Origin of the sequence: Deinococcus humi, from assembly GCF_014201875.1 — a bacterium.
GTDB classification, from domain to species: Bacteria; Deinococcota; Deinococci; order Deinococcales; family Deinococcaceae; genus Deinococcus; species Deinococcus humi.
Window position 1 is genome coordinate 153905 of record NZ_JACHFL010000006.1, and the last position, 18414, is coordinate 172318.

Here is an 18414-nt window from a genome sequence, read left to right on the forward strand (position 1 = left end):
AATTGACATTTATTCGGTTGTCTCTCTTTTTGATGTGTCGCCGCACGTCAGGCCGGACGCCGTGGTGAACATGTCCTCGCTGAACGCTGAGATGTCCGTATTGTCGGGGAGCAGCACGCGGTAATGCACGCCTCGTCCGGCACCCTCACGGACGAGCATGCCGGCTGCCACGAGGCCCTCCAGATCGCGCAGCGCGGTGTCCTCGCTGATCGGCCGACGCCGCAGCCCACCTGAGGCCTGGCCTTGACCAGCTAGACGCACGTACTTCCGGCGGGTGAGCTTTCCATCGAATGGCTCGAACAGTCGGTTCAGGACGTCCAACTGCCGTTCATTCAGCGCCGCAGCGCGGTGGTGGTCGAAGTAAGCGCGCTTGGCACGCACCGCGCCCAGGGCCTGCTGGGTCTGCTCGGTGGCGTCGAGGACGCGCTGAAGGAACCACCTCAGCCACGCCGTGACGTCTGGAGTGTGCTGTCGCTGGGTGCGTTCCAAGATCTCGTAGTATTCCCGCTGGTGCTCCTGGATCTGACGGGACAGGGAGTAGTGCCGCTCGCTGCGCCGGTCGGCGCGGGCGAGCAGCAGATCGCTGATCACCCGCGCGAGGCGCCCGTTGCCGTCTTCGAAGGGATGAATGGTCAGAAAGTGCAGGTGCGCGAGGCCAGCCTTGACGACTGGGTCGAGGTGCTGCTCGGCTTCCAGCCACGCCAGGAAGTCGTCCATCAGGTTCGGGACGCGGCCGGCTGCCGGCGCCTCGAAGTACACGGTGGGCTTGTCGAGACGGTTGCCGACGACTTGCATGGGGCCGTGCACGTCGGTGCGGTACTGGCCGGTGAGGATTGGGGTGATGCCGCTCTGCCCGGTGGGGAACAGGGCTTTGTGCCAGCGCAACAGGCGATCTTCGGTGAGAGACTCAGAGGCGTTCCGGGTGGCGTCGAGGGTGACGTCGACCACGCCGACGACGTCGCAGTGAAGTTCGGGCAGGCCCGCGTACGGAAGGCCCAGGCGCCGGGCCACGCTGGAGCGGACTTTCATCTCGTCGAGCACCTCGCCCTCGATGCGGGTGCTGCGGGCGGCGTCGTCGGTCAGGGCGTCCATCAGGGCGTTCTGTTGGGCGTCCAGCCCCAGAATGCTGAGCTGTCCGCTGAGGACGCCGCGCTGGAAGTTGACCTGTGCGAGCAGGTTCGACACGGCGGCACTGTCCCAGGTGAAGTTCGTCCAGCCGGGATGGTCATGCAGATAGCGCGGCTGAAAGCGGGTCATGCGGCGATTCTACCACTCAAATGCCGCATTATTAGCGGCGATTGGTATCCGCAATCGCCGCATTGCCGCGGCGCAGCGGGCATAGCCAGGGAGCCTGGAGAAGCCACGAAGCGAAGGATGGCCCTCCAGTCAGGCTGTCTCAGGGCTGCTTTTTCACCGATGCGGGTGAAACAACTGTGGACGCATCCGCCCCGAAGTGTCCGCTGAGCTTCAGGAGCAGGACGGGGGCGGGATGCTGGGCGTCCCACTGATGCAGATTGGAGGTGTTGAGGTAAGGATCGAGGGCGGGCCGAAAGGCGTCCACGCTGCTGTAGAGCTTGAAATTCCTGACATCGTTGTCGATGCGGATGTCAAGCTGCCCTGCATTGGCCTGATGGATATTGCTCTTCAGAACGATTGTTGCCGCCGCCCAGCCGTTCGCCGCCTGCTGTCTGGGAGAACCAGTCGTTGAAGGTGGGCATGACCAGAGCGTAGATGCCGGCTGGCTCGAACGCACCTGTGAAGGTCACCTCGCCCGTGTTGCCATTGGGCTCCAGCGCGGCATGAAGGATTGAACCGCAGAAGGAACACGCCGGGGAAGCGCAGCATAGGGGCATGAGCATGCCCACCGGCCTCTTCGAGCACGCAGACGAATCGTACCGGCCACTGGCCGAGCGCCTGCGCCCGCGCACCCTGGACGAGCTGATCGGCCAGAAGCACTTGATGGTGCGTGGCGCGCCCCTGGAGGTCGCCAGGCGCACCCGCAAGGTGCAGAGCCTGATCCTGCACGGCCCTCCGGGGACCGGGAAGACCACGCTGGCTAGGGCGCTGGCCAACACCATGGATGCCGACTTCGTGGCCATGAGCGCCACCAACGCCGGCAAGGCCGAGCTGGCCAAGGTGGTCGAGCAGGCACGCGCCGCCCGGTTGCGCGGGCGCTCCACCATCCTCTTCCTCGACGAGATCCACCGCTGGAACCGCACCCAGCAAGACGCCCTGCTGCCGGAGATCGAGAGCGGGAATATCACCTTGATCGGCGCCACTACAGAGAATCCTGGCTTCACCCTGGTGGGGGCATTGCGCTCGAGGGCCCGCATCGTCGAGGTCAGGGCGCTCACCCACGAGGACATCCTCGAGCTGCTGGCACGCGCGGAAAGCGTGGAGCACAAGAGGCTGCCGCTGACCCCCGAAGCGCGGGCGTCGATCGCCGAGCAGTGCGGCGGCGACGCGCGCATGGCGCTGGGCATGGCCGAGGCGGTCTGGATGTCCGGGCCCGACCACGACCTCACGCCCGAGGAACTCAACGTGGTCGCGCCGGTGGCCCGGGGCCGTCACGGGCGGAACGCGGAGGCCCTGTACGACCTGCTCTCGGCCCTCCACAAGGCCATGCGCGGATCCGACGTCGACGCCGCCCTGCTTTACACGGCCATGCTGCTCGAGGGGGGCGAGGACCCCTACGCCATCATCCGCCGCGTGCAGGCCTGCGCCTCGGAGGACGTCGGGCTGGCCGACCCCCAGGCGATGGTCCAGGCCGACGCGGCCTGGTCGGCAATGCTGCGGCTCGGGCCGGCCGAGGGGCGGCTGCCGCTGGCGCAGGCGGTGATCTACGTGGCCAGCGCACCCAAATCGAACTCGGCCTACACGGCGCTGAATGGCGCCATGGCCCTGGCGCGGGCCAACCCGACCCTGATGCCGCCCTTGCACATGATGAACGCGCCTACCGATTACCAGCGCGCCCTGGGGCGCAAGCAGGGCTACGCCTACGATCACGACTACGCACGGGCCTACAGCGGCCAGCAGCGCTTGCCCGACGAGTTCGCCGGGCTCGAGCTGTACACCCCCAGCGCCCAGGGCTACGAGGCCAAGGTGCTCGCTCCCCGGGTGGCCCACTGGCGCGCCCTGCGCGGCACGCCGCAGCCGCTGGCCAGCGAGCCGGAGGGCGGGGCAGTCGACGCGCGCCTGGCCCAGCAGGCCGGGGAGAAGGCGGGACAGAAGGCTGAGGCACAGGGGACAAGTCCCGTGATCCCGGCCATCAGCATGCCCCCGGGCGTCGACTGCCCCGCCCAGGCCATGCGCAAGGAGGACCGCGCCGCGCGCAAGAAGGAGAAGACCGCCAAGGCGGACGCTGAGGTCAAGAGCAAGGGAGGCGCCAAGGCAGCGCGCACGCCGGCCAGGTCAGCAGCGCAGAAGGGGGGCAAGGCGTGAGTGTCTCACCCATGACCGGGCCGTGCAGGTCGCCCTGGCTGAGATCGCCGCACCCACCGGCGAGATGACCTCTCCGGGCCCAACTGGGTGGCTCTGCGATCGGAGGATGGTTCACAGCCTCGTGCGTCATCAGCACGATGTGTCCGGTCCGTCCCCCGACGAATCTTCGACGCCACCCTTGAACCACCATGGACGCAGGAGGAAGCGGAACCTGGGCCTGGCACTCAATCACGTTGTTCCGCTCATCGCATGTCTGCGTGGATGGGCTGTCTCCAGCTCGGCCCACCAGGCGCCAGTCATGAGCGGCTTTCTGCGGAACAGCCAGCGCGTCTGCATGGAGCTGGACGGTATGTGAGCTCGTCATTTTTCTTTTTGTGCTGCCTTTTTGCGTCCTGGAAGTCATGGTCCTCAAGGTGTCAGGTGCTGAGGCGAAGAAGTGTCGGGCCGTGACGCCGGCGCCCTTGCAAAGCACGCCCGCTCTTGTATTGTGATACTCAGACACTGATAACGGAGGCCCAATGGAACCGAACCTGCTCAAAGGCAACCTGGACCTGATCCTGCTCTCCATCCTCGAGGGTGGCGAGAAGTACGGCCTGGACATCACCAAGGAGGCCAACGCCCGCACACAGGGGTACTTCGACCTGAACGCGGGCAGCCTCTATCCGGCCCTGCACCGCCTGGAACGCGCCGGGTGGGTCCGCAGCGAGAACCGGCCCCCCCCACGCGGCGGTCCCAGGGTCCGCTACTACCAGCTCACCGGGGCAGGCCAGCAGGCCCTGGCCGACAAACGCCATGCCTACGACACCTTCGACGACGCCCTGCGCGCCCTGTGGCGGCCGGCATGACCGAGCTCGATCGCTACCTCGAGCAGGCCACCCGGGGCCTGTTCGGCGCACGTCGCCGCGCAGTGCGGGAGGAACTGCACGGCAACCTGGTGCAGCACGCCCTCGACCTGCAGGTCAGCGGCCTCTCGCCCGAGGAAGCGCTGCAAGGCGCCCTGCGCGCCTTCGGCTCCCCGGCCCGGGTCCGTCAGGGCCTGCTGAGGGTGCATACACTGCCCCTCGTCGTCACCGGGCTGCTGATGGTTTCGAGTGTCGGGACGGTGGCGCTGGGCGTCGCCGTCCGCGAGATGCCAGTCCGGTCCGCCTCTCCGGTGACCTGCCCGACTGGGCCGAGCCAGACCTCTGAACATCGGGAGCCCGAATGCCGCCGTTCAGTGCCGTCCATGCCGCCAAAAGGAGCACGGTGACCTTCACCCTTCGCCTGGGCCGCTTGTGGAAAGAATTCCTGGAACCGGTGGCCTTTGCCGTGGTGGTCACCCAGTTCGCCGCGACGCTGGTCGGCGTGGACGGGGCGAGCATGATGCCAAATCTGCGCGACCACGAGCGGGTGTTCGTGCCCAAGTACGAGACCTGGCTGCACAAGGCCGGGATTGGGCAGTTCCAGCGCGGCGACATCGTGATCTTCAAGCCGCCCCGCGAGGTGGCGGCGCGGGCCCCCGAACTCACCCGGCCGGGTCCGCTGGGACTGTGGACCTACCGGCCGTTCCTGATCAAGCGGTTGATCGCCCTGCCGGGGGACACGGTGCGCGTCACGGGCGGGCAGGTGTCCGTCAACGGGCAGGAGGTGGCGCAGGGCTTCACCACGGACTACTGGCGCGAGCAGGGCTGCTGGGACACGGGGAGTGACCTGGCCAACCACGCGCAGAGTCCCGGACTGGTGCGCGGCGCGCAGGAGTTCCGGGTGCCGCCCGGGCAGTACTTCGTGATGGGCGACAACCGCACCGCGCAGGGCAGCGAGGACTCCCGTACGTTCGGTCCAGTGCCGCTGCGAGACATCGCAGGGCGTGCGGCGGCGGTGGTGTGGCCGATCATGCGCAAGACGAACGCGCGCTATGACTGCGCCGAGATCTCTCGGCCACAGGACCATGTGGTCTTTTCCGGTGAAAGTGTGCCGAACCTGCGGATGCTGTCCCGCCCGGAGGGGTTTCAGAGCGTCAGGTGACCGAACACCGCAAGCCTTGGGAATGCGGCGAGAGCAGCGGAGCGGCACTGCTTGATGGAGTGGGGCTGGAGCCCGTGTCGAGTAAGGGCGCTGTGGACCTCCTCAGTGGTCAGATGGCGGGCATGGTTCAACCTGATCTGGTCAGCACAATGCTGGTGCCGGCGAGGTCCATCGGGGTGCTGGTTGGCGCTTGAGTCCGGCCTGACTCTCCTTGGCGCTCTGAAGCGAATGCCGGCCGAACCCCAGGCCAACGGCCAGTTCCAGACACAACAGACCCAGGAGAACGTGGGGCAGATCAGGGCTGCTTGAGGGCAGCAGACTCGCGGAGGGTTTTGTGGCTCACCTGGATTCCGCGCTCCAGGAGGAGTTCCTGAACATCACGGGGGCTGAGCGTAAAGCGGTGGTACAGCCGGAGGGCGTACCTGATGATGCTCATGGGGAAACGGTGACGGTAGGACTTCGAGTCAGACAATGGCCATCACCTTACCTGTTGACCTGACAAAACCGCGCTTTCTTCTCATGGCTGACCTGCTGCGCCGCTCTCGTGGAGCAGTTCCTGCACGTCACGCTGGCTGAGAGGGAAGCGGTGAGAGGGCCGTAGGGCACACCCGGTGACGCTGAGCGGAAAACGATGACGGAAGGGTTTCCGCTCAGTCACAGCTCCTCAGGCTACCGGCATTAAGTTGTCAGAACCTTCTCGATTCATCCGGGCTGCGTATGGCACTGCCTACTGCATGCCATGTAACGGCAGCTAACGCCCCACACATAGCCTCCACACATCGCCGCCTCCCAGCAGTGCTGCGTGACCGATCCATGACCACCCCGCCCGTCACAGACCATGACGCCGTCGTCCAACAGGAGCCTGACATGACCCGTTTCCGCACTGCCCACCTGCTCACCGGTATCGCCGTAACCCTTCTGCTCGCTTCCTGCAACCAAAGTACGCCCACGCCAGTGAAGGCGGGCACGTCTACCCCCAGCACCGGCGCGGCCGCTATCACGCTCGCTGCCCTGAGCGCGGACAGCAGCACGTCCCTGCGCGTGACCTTCAGTGGGCCGGTGGGCGATGGCAGCGCCGATCTCCGCCACTATCAGGTGACAGCGGAGGGAGGGGCGCCGCTGGAGGTGCTGGCGGCCTACCCCTCGGCCGACGGCCTCAGCGTGGATCTGGCCACCAGGGTGCAGGACCCGGGCACATACACCGTGAACGTGAGCGGCCTCCGTGGTCGGAACGGACAGGCTATTGCTGGTCGCAAAACGGTAACGGGCAGCACGGTGGCCGCGCCAGTCTTGCAGGACGTCACGGCCCTGAGCCAGAGCGAGGTGCTGCTGAGCTTCGCTGATCCCGTTAGCGGGGCCCCGGCTGCCCTGGACGCGAGCGCTACCGATGTGGCGGCGTACCGCTTCACACCGGCCGCCGCTCTCCAGGGGGCGCGCCTGAGCACGGACAGGAGCGGCGTCGTCCTCAGCGCCAAGGATCTGAGTGGCGAGCGCACTGTCGCCGCGCTGCGCGTGCTGGCTAGCCGGGGCTCTGGAGCGGCCGTGCTGGTCGATCCTCAACACAATCAGGGCACATTCGTGGCGCTGGCCACCAAAGACACCACCAAGCCCACCATCAAGCGGATCCTGGCCCCGAGCAACGGCAGCGTGCAGCTGATCTTCAGTGAGCCTATGGATGCGGGAGCCGCCGACGTGAGCGCCTACCTCCTCAAGGACTCGGCCGGGAGCGTGCTGCCCGTCACGGGCAGCACGCTCAGCGAGTTCCGCACCTCGGTCACCCTGACAACCGGAGCGCAGACGGCCGGCGCCTCGTATACCCTGACACCTGAGGCACTCAAGGACACGGCGGGCAACGTGCTGGACACCACCACCGGCAAAAGCGCCCTGACCTTTCAAGGTTCGGGCGCGTCGGACGCCGGCCGGGCCGACACCACCCCGCCGCGCGTGGCCGGCGCGCTGTCCAAGAGCACCAGCAGTGTGCTTGTGACCTTCTCCGAGGCGGTGCGCGGCGGGCTGGCCAGCGCCGAAAACCCAGCCAACTACCACATCACCGGCCTGGAGACAATGGGGACGAGCAAAGTGAAGACATCGGGCAGCATAACGCCGCAGAGCGCCACCATAGAGGTGCAGAGGGCCCGCCTCCAGCCGGGCGGCACCAGCGTCCTGCTCACGACCCGCGCGCAATCGGACATTCAATACGAGATTCAGGTGGCGGGCGTGCAGGATCTGGCAGGCAATCAGATCGCTGGTCCGGAACGCGGCGTGGATCCCGGCAAGGCTACCTTCACCGGCACGCCGGTGAGCGGCGTCGGAGACGACACCGATAAGGATGGCCTCAGCGACGCCACCGAGCAGCGTGGCTGGGTGGTCAGCGTGACCCAGGTGGGCGGCCAGGTGCGCAAGTACCAGGTGACCAGCGATCCTACGAAGGCCGACACGGACGGTGACGGCTTCGCCGATCAGGACGAGCTGACCAACGCGACCGATCCCCGGCTTGCGGACACCGACAGTGACCAGATTACGGACGCCGACGAGTACAACAAGGTCTTCAGCAGCCCCACCACGGCCGACACGGACGGGGACACCATCACCGACGGCGCTGAGGCGAACTTCTTTGCGTCATCGCCGCTGCTGGCCGACACGGACGGCGACGGCATCCGCGATGACGTGGAGACCCTTTCACCGCTGCGCAATCCATTGATTGCCGATCTGCCGACCCCCCAGCTCACCGTGAGTGGAGTCGACCTCAAGCTGGACGTGCGCTTCACGGCCACCCGTGGCAGCAGCACCCGTCAGCTGGAATCCAAGAGCACGCAGACCACCCTGACCCAGAGCCGGAGTACCAGCGAGGACTACAGTTCCGCCCGCACCTCCGAGTGGTTCGCCAAGGCTGGCGTGAGCTTCACGACAGGGTTTAACACCGGAGGAAGCGACACGAACATCGGCTTTCCCCGCTGGGCCTTCTCCGGCACCATCTCAACCGAGGCGGGCGGCGGTGGCAGCACCGCCATGACCTTCACGCGCGGCTCGGTCGAGCAGAGCCAGCAGGAATACGCCAGTAGCCTCACCACCGATCAGGAGGTCAGCACAGACGAGAACGTGACACGCGAGGTGCCAGCCGCGCAGCTGTCGGCCGGCGTGACCTTCCGGACGCGCGGCACCGTCGCTTTCACGATGAAGAACGTGGAGGTCACCGCATACCTGACCGATCCCTTCGCGCCGGGCAAGCTGGTGCCGGTGGCCACCCTGAAGGCCGAGGGAGACAGCGGTGTCAGCGGCATTTCTCTGGGACCAGCTAGCCCGCTGCGCGGCCCGCTCCGTTTCGTGTCGGTGCAGGCTTACCCGGCGGTGGTCGAGCAACTCATGCAGAACCCCGAGAATCTCGTGTTCCGGATCACCAACTATGACCTCACCGACGAGTTGGGGCGCAACTTTGCCTACACCTCGCAACAGGTCAAGGAGCGCACCGCCGAACTGAACATCGACTTCGGCGGCGCCGCACCAGCTGAGCACTACAACGTGGCCACCACCTCGTTGTATGGGGATGACGGCACCCAGCAGGGTGTCAGCCTGCCGTACCTGCTGGAGAACATCCTGAAACTCAAGCACGTGGATCACGCCAGCGACGCCACGCTGGTAGGCGACGCCCTTATGAACAGTTACTCGACGGCCACGCTCCCGGGCGGGCGGGTGCTGACCCGCATCCGGGGCGTGTACGTCAAGAACAACACGCCGTACCTGCAGAGCTGGTTTATCAACCGCAACAACACCAACCAGAACGACAGGTCGGTGGACAGCTTTATCGGCCATGCCGGCGATGTCATCGACCTGATGTTCACCGAGGACGCCGACAAGGACGGCATGGTCAAGTCAGTCGAAGACCTGTACGGCAGCAAGGACACGAGCACCGACAGCGACAACGACGGTGTGGCCGACCCCGAAGAAGTCTTCGGCAAACTGGATGGCCGTGGAGAGCGTCATCCTCTGACCATTACAGCCCCGGACGGCACCGTTATTCCCCTCGTGTCGAGCCCGGCCCGTCCGGACTCGGACTTCGACGGCATCTGGGATGAGAGCGAGTACGCCGCCCGACTCGATCCGTCCAATCCGGACACCGACGGCGACGGCCTGTCGGACGGCGGCGAGCAGGATGGACTGCCCTCACGGGACTTCTTCACGCGGCAGGTGGTCACGCGCTTCAGCGACCCGCGCAAACCCGACACCGACGGCGATTCCCTGAACGACCGGGCAGAGTTGCGGATCGGCACTGACCCGCGCGTGCAGGATTTCGACAAAGTGGCCGACAACGACCGCGACGGCCTGAGCAACCTCGAGGAGAAGGTCGGCTGGACCGTGACCCTCGCCACCAGTACAGTCCCCGTGACCTCCAACCCTGAACTCGCGGACAGCGACGGCGATGGTCTGAACGACAAGCAGGAGCGCGACGCCCTGACCAGCCCCATGATGCCCGACACCGACGGCGACGGCCTCAGCGACCGCGACGAGGTCATCGACTTCAAGACCAGCCCCACCAAGGTCGACACCGATGGCGATGGACTCACGGACTTCACGGAGCTGAAAAAGCCCTGGGTGCCCCGCGTGCTCGGCATGACCACCCCGGTCTCGTCCAGCCCATTGTTGAGAGACACCGATTACGATGGTCTGACCGACAAGGAGGAATGGGACCGCTGGATGGATCCGACCAAGGTTGACACCGACGGCGATCAGGCCAGCGACTACTTCGAGGTCATGCAGGCCGTGGGCCAGACCGGCAACGGCTCGGATCCGCTCACCAGGAACAAGATCGTCAATGTTCAGTTGACCCAGGTGCGGGTAGACGGCTCCTGCGACGGCGCGGGCGACAACTATATGGAGCTGCGCGGCCAATTCCTGGTGTCCACGTACAACGAGGAGAGCACCGTCTTTAACTTCACTGGTGGCGGCAGCAGCGGCATTGACGACCACAAGGTGGGAGAAACATGGTCCCCCTCCGCCAACGCCTCGCGCACGTACAACCTGAAGAGCGACGATGGACTGCAGGTATCGACCAGGAGCCTCAAGGACGCCGACCCGGTCGGTAATCCCGACGACCTGCTGGAGGACTTCAGCGAGACCACCGCATACGACGAGATCCGCAGCGGCCTGTTTTCCAAGTCCGTGGTGGGCAAAGCCGAATCGGACAAGACCGGCTGCGGTGTGACTTTCACCTACCGGGTCACTTGGTTCAGGTAACGCGGGAGCGTAGGGGCAGGCCGCCTGCTTGGGTTGTGGCAAGTTGTTCCCTCTGAAGAAGGAAAAGAGCCTCAGGAACGCAGGCGGCCCGAACTTGAGGCCGCCTGTTGCACGACTGCTGCCAGGTCTTAAGACTTTAAGACCTTTTGTGTTCTATGACGGTTCTGGCAACTTAATCTCAGCGGGGCCGAAGTTGCGCAGCAGGCGGCTTGATTCTCAAGCCGCCTGCTGCATCGCCTCGTGCCAGAAGAGCTGTGCCGCAGTTTGGTTGCTTCGGTTAAGGACAGCGGGGATGGTTGTTCGGGCATGGTGGTGAAGGTTCGAGATTCGGGCGTGGAGCGCGAGGAGTTCCTGCGTTCGTCGCCGTCGTTTGAAGCCGAGCTGGCTCCATTCGTGTCGCTGTGCCCTGCGATGTGACCCTTCCACGAGGTTGTTGCCGCGGGCAGTGGAAACCACTTGAACGTGCTCCACGGTGTGGAGCACGGGAATTTCCCGTTGCGCTGCTCCATCGCTCCACAATTTTTCGGTGTGAAGGATCTCTGGCACGTCGTATTCCCTCAACAAGCGCACGAAAAAGGACTTGGCCGCTTTCGTCTCTCGGTGTTCCTCAAGCAGGAGGTCGAGGACGTCGCCCCGCTCATCAACCGCACGCCACCACCAGTGCTGTACCCCGCCGACCTGGACGCACGGTAACGTCCAAAAGCCAGCGTGAGCCCCGCCGGGGCTCACGCTGAGGCAATTCTTCGGCGAGAAGCGGAGATAATTTGATGTTCCACTGGCGCTTTCTTTTCGTGACTGACCTGGAGGCCCCGCTCGTGGAGGCGTTCTCTGAACGTCACGTTGGCTGAGGGGAAAACGGTGGCGAGAGGGCTTGCGGTTCATCACAGCTCAACAACCTACCGGCGTTAAGTTGCCAGAACCCTTCACTGAGACCCTCCGTTGCTGTGAAGCCAACAACTTGCCACAACCTGATGAACCCGTGGACGTAACGCAGCAGGTGCAAAAAAAATCTGATCACATCTCCGATGTGGAGGGCGCCTGTCTTGGTGAGCTGGAAGAATCAAGCACTCGAGGTGATCGCTCCAATCGTTGACAGCTTCTCCTCGTTGGCGGGAAGCGTGACCAGGGTCGTGACGCCCCTCATCGACCATGTCCGCCTTGACACACCTCTAGACCCTCTCAAAACGTTGGGATACGCAGCGTGGGTTTGCTCGTCAGTCCTGTCCACGCCAGTAATCGTTGGCGGCGGCGATGGTTTGAAACTCTATGGCAGCCACTTGCGCGGCAAGCATCAGTTGGGCGGTGTCTTCCGCATAAGCGGGGCGGAGCCGCTGCCGCACCTCGGCATCGGGCTGAATGGCGGCAACCGTCTTGCGGGCCAGCTTGAGCGCGAGTTGCCGTCCCTCGAGTGGCGTCGCGGTCAATAAAGTCGGTACGTAGTCTTCCATCATGCGCGATGCCCCCTTGCGAGACCGAGCGCCACCCGGTAACGGCGCTCAACTTCTTCCGAGTTCACCACGTTCCAAAATGACTGGACATATTCAGCGCGGCGGTTTTGGTCCTTCAGGTAGTAGGCGTGTGTCCAGCTGTCGAGCCTGAGCAGGGGATAGACACCCTCAGTGAGAGGAGTGTCCTGGATGGCCGTGCTCATCACGCGCAGCCTTCCGTTCGGCTCCCGCGCCATTGCCGTTCCGCTTGGCGTCAGCAGAGGCCAGAAGAAACTGTGGTTGAGGTGTCCCCCGGTATTGTTTCGCACCACCTCTCGAATCGCTGTGGGTACCTCGACCCAGTGGGCAGCGAGGGCGGTGGGCGAATTGGCGACAGCGCGAAACATGTTGGGCGCCGCGCCGAACGTGCCGTAAATCTCACCCAGCAGGGCCTGGCGGTCGGATGAGAGGGTCGGAGAAGGACTTTCGATCAGTTGAACTCGGGACATGAAGGTCTCCTGCGGTGCGGGGCGCGTGGGGTGCCAGCGCCCGGGAAGAGGCCTTGCCGCGTTGGCAAGACGCTGGAGCGGCGGCGGGCAAGCTGCAAAGGAAGCTGGGCCAGACGTCTGAATGACCGGGAAGCTGCAGCCTGAAAGTTCAGGGCCTTGCCGTACGGAAGCGGTCCTTAGCGCAGGCTGCCGGGCAGGCTTAGGTCTCCCGAGGCCACCTTGAATACGTCCACCACACACAGCAGCGGGCTGTGCAGATTCGCGTTGACGCGCAGGGCGCTCGTCACGCCGTCGTACTTGAAGTTCCTGGTGAAGCCCAGCTCCTTGAGCGGCACCTTGATCTGCACCATGTTGTCGTGCAGTTCGGGCTCGTAGCCGGGGCTGTCGATCAGGATGGGCAGGTTAGGCCAGGTGGCCGGCAGCTTGGGCCGGGTGCCTTCGGGAATGTCCTTGACCTTCAGCGCCCCTTTGCCACAGGCGTCGTCGGGCATGAGCACCACCCAGTGGGAATGCCATAGGTTGCCGTCGTTCTTGGTGTTCCCGTCGCCGTTCTCGTCGTACAGGGGGGTGTCGTCGAAGTCGGGATGCACGGTGGCGGCGAGGGCGAGCACGCCCTGCTCCCTCTCGAAGCCCACGGCGCTGGAGTCGAGATTGGTGGGCCAGACGTAACTGTAGACCTGGCTGCCCGCCAGCTTGCCCGTCGCGGTGGGCTTGGTCACGCCCGCCTTGCCGGTGGTCTGCATCTGGAATACCAGTTGGGTTCCAGCGCTGAAGACCTGGGTGCGGACGATGTCGTAGTCGGCGAGCTTCGCGGGGTGGCCCGGGCTTGCAATACCGCTGGAGTGGCCGCCACCGTGCGCGAAGGCGACGGAGAGGGTGACGAGAGCGCTGAGCACGAGCGTGGACTTGGTGTTCATAACAACCTCTGTGGATGTGGGTGAAAGGCTTTTGGCAACGGAGCGAGAGGACGGGCGAGGGTTTTTGGCGCAGCAACTCCCTCCTCGCGGCGGACGCCGTGAGTTTGAAGAGGTGGATTTCCGCACGGGCCGACGGAGGAGTCGCCCGAAATCGGTGGGGAAGGGTTCAGCGTTCAGCGCAGTTGTTCGATGTCGAGCCAGCGTTGCCAGGTGGCTTCCCGCCCAGGCAAGGCCGCTTCCTCGTGTTCGGCGCAGTCCAGGCGCAGACCATGATCCCCCAGAGGAGCGTCAATCAGGACACAATGGTGTGGCCGAGCGGAGTCCGCGTGCATGTTCGGGCGGAAGTTGGCACAGGTCACGCACAGCCGGGCGACGGGAATGGCCCCTTGCCGTTCCATCTCCCCGATGATCTTGCTGAGACCACGGACAAACACCGTCTGCTCGTCGGGCGTCAGCGTCTCGACGCCAGCGAGAAGAACGTCCGGCCAGCGGGTGACCTGTTCGGCCACCAGACGTCCTGGCCCGGTGATGGAGAGCGCCAGCGCGCGAGCATTGCCCGGATCACGGCCTTTATGCACGTGCCCCTTGGCTTCCAGGGTACTGACGGCGTCGCTGACAGTCGCGCTCGTGAGGCCCAAGATGCGGGCGACTTCGCTCAGCTTGGCCGCGTCCCGGGCGTGCCGGTGAAGAAAGACCAGAATCTGAACCTGCGTGGCCGAGAGGCCGAGTGCCGTAGCGTCGTGCCACGAGCGTTGGCGCAGTGCGGCAGCCAGTTGCGTGAGTCCGTCACTGATACGGGGCGCTGCTGCGTCGTCGAGAGGGTAAGCATGTTCTGTCATACGCCCTCCTTCGGACTCCTAAGTAATACGCTTGAGTTGCCTCCATGTCAACAGGGGGCGGATGTTTCCTTACACTCTAGCCCAAACCCTAGTCTGGGGTCCGGGAAAAACACGCTCTGTAAGGCTCTTTATTGAGGACCGAGGCGCCGGACAGTCCGCAGCTTCTCCACGCTGATGCTGAAATTTGTGCTTGCCCTCGAGGCAACTGTCCTGGCGGACTCGGACGCTTCTCTAGAGAGCAACATGGCAGATTGACCTCCTCCTTTGGAGACCGCACTCCCGAGGGCACGTCAAGTCCCAGCGATGAAGCAGTCCCGAGAGGGGCACGAGGTTATTCTTGTGGGAGAAGCATGAGCGAACGTCAAGTCGAGGCGTGGCCACGCGGACCGGGGCTGATCGTTGCCCCCAGCATGCAACCTATGGCGCACACCTGACTCAAGCACGTGAGGACTTGGCGCGCTTAGGCCCTGAATGCGCCCCTACCGGCCCTGACCAACTCTCCGGGAGGAGCGGCGAGCACCGGTTTCCACCTGCGCTACCTCCACCTCACGGGCAGTCTGGACCGCCTGACGACCCAGGCACGCGGCAAGGCGCTCAGCGAGGAGCAATCCGTATCCCTCGCGCAGGAGTCCGGTGCGGCGTAGGGCCCGTCCGAACTGGTCACCCGTAGCCTGACGGTGCTTGAATGCGGCCATCGCGCAGGTTCACGGTACAGTGCCCGGTACCAAATTCAACTCCCGCATGGTGGCAAGAGGTGCATGGCCCTCGACGATGCTGGGGTTGCTCTTTCCTGGACGGAGCAGACCGAGCGTCATGTGGGGCGATTGAGAGATCGTCTGCGCACTGCCCCTCGCGTCTCCTCACCCGGACGCCTGATCGCCGCAAGAGTGGGGGAGAGCCAGTCCAGAAAAACGGAGAATCATCTCGGTCTGACAGCAGAACCGGACGTAGATTCTTCAGTGTTCACACGTTGCCATGGAGGCAACCGGGCATTAACATGCGGGGGTGAGTCCTGCGCCGAACGTCGATCCAGAACGCGAACTGCGCGGGCTGAGCAAGCGTTTGAAGGCCTTACGCGACGGCCGCGACTGGACGCTGGACGAGGTAGCCGAACGAACCCAGCTGTCCAAGCCTTACCTCTCGCGTTTGGAGGCAGGCGAGCGTCAGCCGTCCATCGCTGCCCTGCTCAGCATCGCCCAGACCTACGGCGTCACTGTCGCGTCCCTGTTTCAGGAGGGTGAGCAAGCGCCGCAAGTGGTGGTCCGTGGAACGCAGGCCCTGCTCAAGCCTGGGAATGGGCTGCAGCACGCGGGACTCTCCGCCCGCGCCGGCGAGTTCAACTTGCGCCCCATTCGCGTGTTGGTGCCGATTGGCCGCGAGGGCGAAGAGCTCTACCAGCATGACGGTGAGGAGTGGCTGTACGTGCTGCGTGGCCGTTTGAGGCTTATCCTCGGGCGGGAGCAACACGTGCTCGAAGAGGGCGACGCCGCCCACTTCGATGCCCGCACGCCCCACCGCTTGGTGGCCGAAGGTGAGGGAGACGCCGAACTTCTCCTCGTGGCGACCACGTCACCACGCCCCCTGCTGAGCAGTTACCTCTGAACCGGGGGCACCCAGGTTCCCTGAGCATCCTCCGGACCGGAATGCGCTCCGTGGGCAAGTGCTCCTCCACCCGGCCATGGAGAGCGTCGGCGTGGAGGGCAAACCGAATGAAGGAAGATCGCTCGCCAAGAGTCGTTTAGAGTGGACGCCCGCTGCGCCGCAGTGCAAAAGAGCCTTTCCACGAAACGCACCAGCGGCACTACCCTTGGAGGACAAATGGCCCTTAAATACGTATTTGAAAAGCATATTAATAAAAGCAATTCTTATGCTGACATCCACACAACTGCAACTCATCAAAGCCACCGTTCCCACATTGCAGGTCCACGGCACCGAAATAACGCGGGTGTTCTACGCCTCGCTGTTCCGGGCCCATCCCGAACTCCTGAACATCTTCAACCCTGTTAACCAGAAGAATGGACGGCAGGCCAACACCCTTGCGGCCAGCATTCTCAGTTACGCCGCGCACATCGATCACCTTGACCGCCTTGGAAGCATGGTCAATCAGATCGCCCATAAACACGTTAGCCTTGACGTACTGCCCGAGCACTATCCCATCGTCGGGGAGCACCTGCTGGGCGCGATTCAAACTGTTCTCGGCGATGCCGCCACGCTCGAGATTCTGGACGCCTGGGCCGCCGCCTACAGGCAATTGGCGAGCATCATGATGGGTGTCGAGGGGCGGATGAAGGCGGCGGGGGCCGAGCAGGAGGGCGGCTGGCACGGCTTCAAACCCTTTACTCTGACCCGGCGGGTTCAGGAGAGCGCCGTCATCACGTCGTTCGAGCTCACGCCGCAAGACGGTCAACCGCTACCGCTCTTTCACCCGGGGCAGTACATCAGCGTGCAGCTTCAGGTGCCCGGTCAGGCCACCCGGCAGATCCGGCAGTATAGCCTTTCCGACGCGCCCAATGGCCGCACCTACCGCATCAGCGTGAAGCGGGAGAGTGCGCCCTTCCCGGACGCTGATCTTCCGCACGGTCTGATTTCCAGCCACCTGCACGACGGCCTGCACCTGGGCGACACCGTGCTGGTCCACATGCCCGCCGGGGATTTCGTGCTGCGGGACAACGCCCGCCCAGTCGTGCTGCTCAGCGGCGGTGTCGGCGTAACTCCCATGATCAGCATGGTTAATACCTTGGTGGCGAACAAGTCCACCCGGCCCGTCCTGTTCGTCCACGCCGCCCTGAACCGCGATGTCCACGCCTTCCGCGAGCACGTCAATTCGCTCACGCAGACCTACCCGAATTTGCGAAAGCAGGTGTACTACGCGCAGGTCATGGCCGAAGATCAGCCCGGCATGCATCACGACGTCGAAGGCCTGCTGAGTATGGACATGCTACGTCCCCTACTGCCCTTGGGCGACGCCGAGTACTACTACTGTGGGCCCGCCGGATTCGCCGGAGCCGTGGAGGGTCTCCTTGACGCCCTCGGCGTTCCTGCCGAGCAACGCTTTACTGAGACGTTCGGTCCGTCCCGGAACTTCGAGGTGCCCAGTGGCACGGACTGACTCCGCCAGACAGGTGCCCGCGTTTCGGCGCATCCGTCCTTCCCGATCAACGCCCGGCCGGCCCGCGTCTGGCCAAGGAGAACCCGATGTCCCCGCTCCCTCACCTCAATGCAACCCTGGCAGGCGTATGGTTCGGCATGTACCTGTTCACGACCTTCGTCGTGAGTCCTGCCTTTCACACCCTCTTTCCTGATGCGGGGACGCGTCGTGCCCACCGGCTGGTCCTCGGTCGGCAGTACGCTCGCGTCAATGGCCTTGTGACGCTCGCCCTGCTCGTGACCTTGACGGCGCTGAGCGTCGCCCAGGCTCCGAGCGCGGCCCTTTTAGCTCAGTGGCTCATGCTGGTCCTGCTCTGTGCGCTGATTGCCCTGCACGTCCGCTTCGCCACTCGCCAGTCCTTTCCACCACGCTGGATCACCCACGCCACCTTGCTGGCAGGTCTGGGCCTCTGCGCAGCGGCGGTAGGGGGATGACCCTGTATGACCGCGTCGGAGACGAGCGCCTGCGCGTCCTTCTGTACGCGTTCTACCGGCGGGCAGCCCAGCACCCAGAGTTGGGGCCGGTGTTTACCCGGGTCTTGGGCCCTTTTCCACGAGCGGGTTGGCCCGTCCACCTCCTGCGGATAGAGGGATTCTGGCGGACCGTTATGGGAGGGGCGGGCGCGTACAGGGGTGCCCCCGGTCCGGCGCATCAGTCCCTGGGAATCGACGCCAGCCACTTCGAGGCCTGGCTGCACTTGTGGCGGGAAGCGCTGAATGAAACCCTGCCTTCTCCCGATGCTGAAGCCGTCTATCAGCTAGCGGCTCGCATGCGGGTCAACCTACAGCGGGTCGCCACGACACCGGTTCCCCGGGCTGGGGAGAACTGATTTTCATCCAAAAGGGGGTGTACGCGCTGGTCTTCGCGCCTGACCACGCCCTATCCTGAAGCATGATG

At 64.6% G+C, this 18414-nt stretch carries 16 protein-coding genes and 2 pseudogenes; 10 read left to right on the forward strand and 8 right to left on the reverse strand.

Going from position 1 to position 18414, the window contains the following annotated elements; translation table 11 throughout:
• Nucleotides 1–9 precede the first annotated feature (9 nt).
• On the reverse strand, nucleotides 10–1257 hold the full coding sequence (locus HNQ08_RS13235) for a Fic family protein (RefSeq protein WP_184132849.1): 1248 nt from the start codon (nucleotides 1255–1257) through the stop codon (nucleotides 10–12).
• Between the two features lie 139 nt (nucleotides 1258–1396).
• Nucleotides 1397–1753 (reverse strand): hypothetical protein, encoded by a 357-nt coding sequence (locus HNQ08_RS13240; protein WP_184132852.1) that lies wholly within the window; start codon nucleotides 1751–1753, stop codon nucleotides 1397–1399.
• 98 nt (nucleotides 1754–1851) lie between these two features.
• On the opposite strand from HNQ08_RS13240, the gene HNQ08_RS13245 reads away from it, so the two are divergent.
• The 5 genes from HNQ08_RS13245 (at nucleotide 1852) to HNQ08_RS13265 (ending at nucleotide 5639) form a co-directional block, all read left to right on the forward strand.
• Nucleotides 1852–3441, forward strand: a complete 1590-nt coding sequence (locus HNQ08_RS13245; RefSeq protein WP_184132855.1) for a replication-associated recombination protein A — start codon at nucleotides 1852–1854, stop codon at nucleotides 3439–3441.
• Nucleotides 3442–3959: 518 nt separating this feature from the next.
• Entirely contained in the window at nucleotides 3960–4286 is a 327-nt protein-coding gene (locus HNQ08_RS13250; RefSeq protein WP_184132858.1) for a PadR family transcriptional regulator, read from the forward strand.
• Nucleotides 4283–4690: a permease prefix domain 1-containing protein gene (locus HNQ08_RS13255; protein WP_184132861.1), complete on the forward strand. Its 408-nt coding sequence runs from the start codon at nucleotides 4283–4285 to the stop codon at nucleotides 4688–4690. The genes HNQ08_RS13250 and HNQ08_RS13255 overlap by 4 nt, the downstream gene beginning before the upstream one ends.
• The gene (gene lepB / locus HNQ08_RS13260; protein WP_229790025.1) at nucleotides 4687–5445 is read left to right on the forward strand and encodes a signal peptidase I; all 759 of its coding nucleotides are present in this window, start codon (nucleotides 4687–4689) and stop codon (nucleotides 5443–5445) included. Before HNQ08_RS13255 ends, lepB begins: the two co-directional genes overlap by 4 nt.
• A complete protein-coding gene (locus tag HNQ08_RS13265) occupies nucleotides 5442–5639 on the forward strand; it encodes a hypothetical protein (protein ID WP_184132867.1) in 198 nt (65 codons plus the stop codon). The genes lepB and HNQ08_RS13265 overlap by 4 nt, the downstream gene beginning before the upstream one ends.
• A gap of 125 nt (nucleotides 5640–5764) precedes the next feature.
• On the opposite strand, the pseudogene HNQ08_RS13270 reads toward HNQ08_RS13265, so the two are convergent.
• Nucleotides 5765–5917 (reverse strand): annotated as a pseudogene (locus HNQ08_RS13270) (IS6 family transposase); the annotation flags it as partial.
• Nucleotides 5918–6312: 395 nt separating this feature from the next.
• On the opposite strand from HNQ08_RS13270, the gene HNQ08_RS13275 reads away from it, so the two are divergent.
• Nucleotides 6313–10677 carry a hypothetical protein gene (locus tag HNQ08_RS13275; protein WP_184132870.1) on the forward strand — a complete coding sequence of 1455 codons (4365 nt, stop codon included), beginning with the start codon at nucleotides 6313–6315 and terminating at the stop codon, nucleotides 10675–10677.
• Between the two features lie 216 nt (nucleotides 10678–10893).
• On the opposite strand, the pseudogene HNQ08_RS13280 reads toward HNQ08_RS13275, so the two are convergent.
• The 5 genes and pseudogenes from HNQ08_RS13280 to HNQ08_RS13300 form a co-directional block, all read right to left on the reverse strand.
• Nucleotides 10894–11538: pseudogene (locus tag HNQ08_RS13280) on the reverse strand (IS6 family transposase); the annotation flags it as partial.
• A gap of 353 nt (nucleotides 11539–11891) precedes the next feature.
• Nucleotides 11892–12128 (reverse strand): hexameric tyrosine-coordinated heme protein, encoded by a 237-nt coding sequence (locus HNQ08_RS13285; protein ID WP_184132873.1) that lies wholly within the window; start codon nucleotides 12126–12128, stop codon nucleotides 11892–11894.
• On the reverse strand, nucleotides 12125–12613 hold the full coding sequence (locus tag HNQ08_RS13290) for a superoxide dismutase (protein ID WP_184132876.1): 489 nt from the start codon (nucleotides 12611–12613) through the stop codon (nucleotides 12125–12127). Before HNQ08_RS13290 ends, HNQ08_RS13285 begins: the two co-directional genes overlap by 4 nt.
• Nucleotides 12614–12789: 176 nt before the next feature.
• The gene (locus HNQ08_RS13295; RefSeq protein WP_184132878.1) at nucleotides 12790–13530 is read right to left on the reverse strand and encodes a hypothetical protein; all 741 of its coding nucleotides are present in this window, start codon (nucleotides 13528–13530) and stop codon (nucleotides 12790–12792) included.
• A gap of 173 nt (nucleotides 13531–13703) precedes the next feature.
• Entirely contained in the window at nucleotides 13704–14369 is a 666-nt protein-coding gene (locus HNQ08_RS13300) for a MarR family winged helix-turn-helix transcriptional regulator (protein WP_184132881.1), read from the reverse strand.
• A 1005-nt stretch (nucleotides 14370–15374) separates the two neighbouring features.
• Between HNQ08_RS13300 and HNQ08_RS13305 the strand changes: the two genes are divergently transcribed.
• From HNQ08_RS13305 to HNQ08_RS13320, 4 genes are all read left to right on the forward strand, one after another.
• Nucleotides 15375–15971, forward strand: coding sequence for a helix-turn-helix domain-containing protein (locus tag HNQ08_RS13305; RefSeq protein WP_184132884.1), 597 nt, complete (start codon nucleotides 15375–15377; stop codon nucleotides 15969–15971).
• A 265-nt stretch (nucleotides 15972–16236) separates the two neighbouring features.
• Nucleotides 16237–17478, forward strand: coding sequence for an NO-inducible flavohemoprotein (hmpA, locus tag HNQ08_RS13310; RefSeq protein WP_184132887.1), 1242 nt, complete (start codon nucleotides 16237–16239; stop codon nucleotides 17476–17478).
• A gap of 86 nt (nucleotides 17479–17564) precedes the next feature.
• Nucleotides 17565–17951 (forward strand): DUF4149 domain-containing protein, encoded by a 387-nt coding sequence (locus HNQ08_RS13315; RefSeq protein ID WP_184132890.1) that lies wholly within the window; start codon nucleotides 17565–17567, stop codon nucleotides 17949–17951.
• Nucleotides 17948–18346 (forward strand): group III truncated hemoglobin, encoded by a 399-nt coding sequence (locus HNQ08_RS13320; protein WP_184132893.1) that lies wholly within the window; start codon nucleotides 17948–17950, stop codon nucleotides 18344–18346. Before HNQ08_RS13315 ends, HNQ08_RS13320 begins: the two co-directional genes overlap by 4 nt.
• Nucleotides 18347–18414: the final 68 nt, after the last annotated feature.